The sequence below is a fragment of the Martinezella hainanensis genome (genome assembly GCF_900094555.1).
In the GTDB taxonomy this organism is placed as follows: Bacteria; Pseudomonadota; Alphaproteobacteria; order Rhizobiales; family Rhizobiaceae; genus Rhizobium; species Rhizobium hainanense.
This window is the reverse complement of record NZ_FMAC01000030.1, coordinates 1-5,788: the sequence shown is the minus strand read 5'-3', so window position 1 is coordinate 5,788 and position 5,788 is coordinate 1. Positions and strand designations below refer to the sequence as shown.

The window sequence follows — 5,788 nt, the reverse complement described above, 5'->3', positions numbered from 1 at the left end:
TGTTGACTATGTCGGGTTGGGGGGTCTATAAGCCCGATCACTGACGAGGGCGGCGGCGCTGCTGGCGACGAAGACCTTCGCTCTAGTGTTTCCTTGATTGGCTGCGATGCTGATTGGTGGTTCTGGGTTAGACCTGGGATTGAAGGAAGTTCTGTTTTTGACTGGTTTTTCTGGTCGGTTATTTGACAATTGAAGATGAGAAGAAAGAGAAACGTGGGCGGCGAAGCTTGCGGGACCTGAAGAGATTTGGGTCCTTGGAATAGACTTCGACGGTTACGTTTTGAACAAGAGAATACACCTCATTATGAGCGCAGTGATGCGCGGAATGATGGGTGTGAGTTCTCGTCGATTCAGAATGACGTGATTTAGTCGAGATTGAATTCTCAACATGAGAGTTTGATCCTGGCTCAGAACGAACGCTGGCGGCAGGCTTAACACATGCAAGTCGAGCGCCCCGCAAGGGGAGCGGCAGACGGGTGAGTAACGCGTGGGAATCTACCTTTTGCTACGGAATAACGCAGGGAAACTTGTGCTAATACCGTATGTGTCCTTCGGGAGAAAGATTTATCGGCAAGAGATGAGCCCGCGTTGGATTAGCTAGTTGGTGGGGTAAAGGCCTACCAAGGCGACGATCCATAGCTGGTCTGAGAGGATGATCAGCCACATTGGGACTGAGACACGGCCCAAACTCCTACGGGAGGCAGCAGTGGGGAATATTGGACAATGGGCGCAAGCCTGATCCAGCCATGCCGCGTGAGTGATGAAGGCCCTAGGGTTGTAAAGCTCTTTCACCGGAGAAGATAATGACGGTATCCGGAGAAGAAGCCCCGGCTAACTTCGTGCCAGCAGCCGCGGTAATACGAAGGGGGCTAGCGTTGTTCGGAATTACTGGGCGTAAAGCGCACGTAGGCGGATCGATCAGTCAGGGGTGAAATCCCAGGGCTCAACCCTGGAACTGCCTTTGATACTGTCGATCTGGAGTATGGAAGAGGTGAGTGGAATTCCGAGTGTAGAGGTGAAATTCGTAGATATTCGGAGGAACACCAGTGGCGAAGGCGGCTCACTGGTCCATTACTGACGCTGAGGTGCGAAAGCGTGGGGAGCAAACAGGATTAGATACCCTGGTAGTCCACGCCGTAAACGATGAATGTTAGCCGTCGGGCAGTATACTGTTCGGTGGCGCAGCTAACGCATTAAACATTCCGCCTGGGGAGTACGGTCGCAAGATTAAAACTCAAAGGAATTGACGGGGGCCCGCACAAGCGGTGGAGCATGTGGTTTAATTCGAAGCAACGCGCAGAACCTTACCAGCCCTTGACATCCTGTGTTACCCCTAGAGATAGGGGGTCCACTTCGGTGGCGCAGAGACAGGTGCTGCATGGCTGTCGTCAGCTCGTGTCGTGAGATGTTGGGTTAAGTCCCGCAACGAGCGCAACCCTCGCCCTTAGTTGCCAGCATTTAGTTGGGCACTCTAAGGGGACTGCCGGTGATAAGCCGAGAGGAAGGTGGGGATGACGTCAAGTCCTCATGGCCCTTACGGGCTGGGCTACACACGTGCTACAATGGTGGTGACAGTGGGCAGCGAGCACGCGAGTGTGAGCTAATCTCCAAAAGCCATCTCAGTTCGGATTGCACTCTGCAACTCGAGTGCATGAAGTTGGAATCGCTAGTAATCGCGGATCAGCATGCCGCGGTGAATACGTTCCCGGGCCTTGTACACACCGCCCGTCACACCATGGGAGTTGGTTTTACCCGAAGGTAGTGCGCTAACCGCAAGGAGGCAGCTAACCACGGTAGGGTCAGCGACTGGGGTGAAGTCGTAACAAGGTAGCCGTAGGGGAACCTGCGGCTGGATCACCTCCTTTCTAAGGAAGCTGTGGAATTGGTAAGACGATCGGCTCATGTCTTCGGATGTGCCCCGATATGAACCTTCCCGTGCTTTTTAGAACATAGATGGCACCAGTCAGGTGACCATCGAAACGCAATACGCCACGGAAATGCCTTAGGCATTCGGATGGTATGGCGAGCCTCGCCGTCCACGTTTCTCTTTCTTCAAGAAGACAAAAAACCGCGTCGACCGGTTCCCGAATGGGCCCGTAGCTCAGTTGGTTAGAGCACACGCTTGATAAGCGTGGGGTCGGAAGTTCAAGTCTTCCCGGGCCCACCATTTGCATTTGCGAATGAGGGTTGGGAATGATGGAATGGCAGGCGATGCGGATTGTTGCCGAACCCTGGTTTAAGATCGGGGCGATCGAGCTGATGGGGCTGTAGCTCAGCTGGGAGAGCACCTGCTTTGCAAGCAGGGGGTCAGCGGTTCGATCCCGCTCAGCTCCACCAAATCGATTGGTGTCGAGACTGACGGTAATTGTCTTCTGAAGAAATAAAGGTTTTGCATCGGCTTTGAGCCTGATGCCTGTTCTGCATACATTGTGAAGAGAAGATTGATCTGGAGGCTTCCAGGTGTTTTGGGCAACCGTAAGGTTGTTTGAAGCGTCCGAGCCCGGACCTTATGATATCGTGGATGGCCTAGCCGGCTGGAAACGAAGGAGGGGACGGAGGTAGGAAGGAAGCTTGTCGCTCTGGATTGTCATTGTTGGTCCTCTTTGAGGACTTCTGATGAACAATCGGATTACCGTTGCCTGACCGCGCGGTATCGGATCCAATCTCGAGAAGCTGGTCTTAAGATAGACTGCAAGCGAGCTGCTCGGCGTAGCTCCAATAAAGCAAGTCTATCGAACACGTCGATGGCATCTGATTGGCGCGATTGTAAAAGGTAATCGCGCTTTGGACTGACCGTATGGTCAGATTTGGCACCCCTTTGAGCGCAAGCGAGAAGGAAAGGTTTGCCAAATCCAATAAGGATGAGCATTGGCAATGAGAACGATCAAGTGTCGTAAGGGTATTTAGTGGATGCCTAGGCATGCACAGGCGATGAAGGACGTGATACGCTGCGAAAAGCCGTGGGGAGCTGCGAATAAGCTTTGATCCATGGATCTCCGAATGGGGCAACCCACCTTAAATGCTTAGAAAATCATTTTGGTTGGCAATTGGCTCGAAGCTGCAAGGCTTCGCAAGGCCAAGGGCCGTCGCCGGTTATCCGGCGTAAAGAACCAAAGTGGTTTCTAAGCATTGTTAAGAGGTATCTTCACCTGAATAAAATAGGGTGTAAGAAGCGAACGCAGGGAACTGAAACATCTAAGTACCTGCAGGAAAGGACATCAACCGAGACTCCGCAAGTAGTGGCGAGCGAACGCGGACCAGGCCAGTGGCAATGAAGTTTAAAGTGGAAGAACCTGGAAAGGTTTGCCGTAGAGGGTGACAGCCCCGTACGCGTAGATAGCTTTATTGTCCTAGAGTAGGGCGGGACACGTGAAATCCTGTCTGAACATGGGGAGACCACTCTCCAAGCCTAAGTACTCGTGCATGACCGATAGCGAACCAGTACCGTGAGGGAAAGGTGAAAAGCACCCCGACAAGGGGAGTGAAATAGAACCTGAAACTGGATACCTACAAACAGTCGGAGCCCGCAAGGGTGACGGCGTACCTTTTGTATAATGGGTCAACGACTTAGTGTAACAAGCAAGCTTAAGCCGGTAGGTGTAGGCGAAGCGAAAGCGAGTCTGAATAGGGCGATATAGTTTGTTGCATTAGACCCGAAACCGAGTGATCTAGCCATGAGCAGGTTGAAGGTTGGGTAACACCAACTGGAGGACCGAACCCGCATCTGTTGCAATAGATTGGGATGACTTGTGGCTAGGGGTGAAAGGCCAATCAAACTCGGAAATAGCTGGTTCTCCGCGAAATCTATTTAGGTAGAGCGTCGAGCGAATACTCCCGGGGGTAGAGCACTGGATGGGCTATGGGGACTCACCGTCTTACTGATCCTAACCAAACTCCGAATACCGGGAAGTACTACTCGGCAGACACACGGCGGGTGCTAACGTCCGTCGTGAAAAGGGCAACAACCCTAACCTCCAGCTAAGGTCCCCAAGTCATGGCTAAGTGGGAAAGGATGTGAGGATCCCAAAACAACCAGGATGTTGGCTTAGAAGCAGCCATCATTTAAAGAAAGCGTAACAGCTCACTGGTCTAGTCAAGGGTCTTTGCGCCGAAAATGTAACGGGGCTGAAGCCATGCACCGAAGCTGAGGATTCCTCTTTGAGGAGTGGTAGCGGAGCGTTCCGTAAGCTGATGAAGGGATACCCGTGAGGGGTCCTGGAGGTATCGGAAGTGCGAATGTTGACATGAGTAACGATAAAGAGGGTGAGAGACCCTCTCGCCGAAAGACCAAGGGTTCCTGCTTAAAGTTAATCTGAGCAGGGTTAGCCGGCCCCTAAGACGAGGCGGACACGCGTAGTCGATGGGAACCACGTTAATATTCGTGGGCCTGGTGGTAGTGACGGATTGCTTAACTTGTTCACACTTATTGGATTGTGTGGGCGGGGACGCGGTTCCAGGAAATAGCTCCACCGTATAGACCGTACCCGAAACCGACACAGGTGGTCAGGTAGAGTATACCAAGGCGCTTGAGAGAACTATGTTGAAGGAACTCGGCAAATTGCACGCGTAACTTCGGAAGAAGCGTGACCCTTATGTACGCAAGTATGTGAGGGTGGCACAGACCAGGGGGTAGCGACTGTTTACCAAAAACACAGGGCTCTGCGAAGTCGCAAGACGACGTATAGGGTCTGACGCCTGCCCGGTGCTGGAAGGTTAAGAGGAGGGGTGCAAGCTCTGAATCGAAGCCCCAGTAAACGGCGGCCGTAACTATAACGGTCCTAAGGTAGCGAAATTCCTTGTCGGGTAAGTTCCGACCTGCACGAATGGCGTAACGACTTCCCCGCTGTCTCCAACATAGACTCAGTGAAATTGAATTCCCCGTGAAGATGCGGGGTTCCTGCGGTCAGACGGAAAGACCCCGTGCACCTTTACTATAGCTTTACACTGGCATTCGTGTCGGCATGTGTAGGATAGGTGGTAGGCTTTGAAGCAGGGACGCCAGTTCTTGTGGAGCCATCCTTGAAATACCACCCTTATCGTCATGGATGTCTAACCGCGGTCCGTTATCCGGATCCGGGACAGTGTATGGTGGGTAGTTTGACTGGGGCGGTCGCCTCCGAAAGAGTAACGGAGGCGCGCGATGGTGGGCTCAGACCGGTCGGAAATCGGTCGTCGAGTGCAATGGCATAAGCCCGCCTGACTGCGAGACTGACAAGTCGAGCAGAGACGAAAGTCGGTCATAGTGATCCGGTGGTCCCGCGTGGAAGGGCCATCGCTCAACGGATAAAAGGTACGCCGGGGATAACAGGCTGATGACCCCCAAGAGTCCATATCGACGGGGTTGTTTGGCACCTCGATGTCGGCTCATCGCATCCTGGGGCTGGAGCAGGTCCCAAGGGTTTGGCTGTTCGCCAATTAAAGCGGTACGTGAGCTGGGTTCAGAACGTCGTGAGACAGTTCGGTCCCTATCTGCCGTGGGTGTAGGAATATTGACAGGATCTGTCCCTAGTACGAGAGGACCGGGATGGACATATCTCTGGTGGACCTGTTGTCCTGCCAAGGGCATAGCAGGGTAGCTATATATGGAATGGATAACCGCTGAAGGCATCTAAGCGGGAAACCAACCTGGAAACGAGTGTTCCCTATCAGAGCCGTGGAAGACGACCACGTTGATAGGCCGGGTGTGGAAGTGCGGCAACGCATGAAGCTTACCGGTACTAATAGCTCGATTGGCTTGATCGTTCCCATTGCCAGTGCTCATCTCAGGCTGAATGCGAAGCATTCATGC

At 53.1% G+C, this 5,788-nt stretch carries 2 tRNA genes and 2 rRNA genes; all 4 read left to right on the top strand.

From position 1 onward, the window contains the following. The first annotated feature begins 384 nt into the window (after positions 1–384). The 4 genes from GA0061100_RS34015 to GA0061100_RS34000 all read left to right on the top strand — a co-directional run bounded on the left by GA0061100_RS34015 (position 385) and on the right by GA0061100_RS34000 (position 5,742). Positions 385–1,865, top strand: a 16S ribosomal RNA gene (locus GA0061100_RS34015). 225 nt (positions 1,866–2,090) lie between these two features. Next, positions 2,091–2,167 (top strand) — tRNA-Ile (locus GA0061100_RS34010). Positions 2,168–2,261: 94 nt separating this feature from the next. Then, positions 2,262–2,337 (top strand) — tRNA-Ala (locus tag GA0061100_RS34005). Positions 2,338–2,882: 545 nt separating this feature from the next. Beyond that, positions 2,883–5,742 (top strand): 23S ribosomal RNA (locus GA0061100_RS34000). Together the 16S and 23S rRNA genes with 2 tRNA genes alongside form the textbook arrangement of a ribosomal RNA operon. Positions 5,743–5,788: the final 46 nt, after the last annotated feature.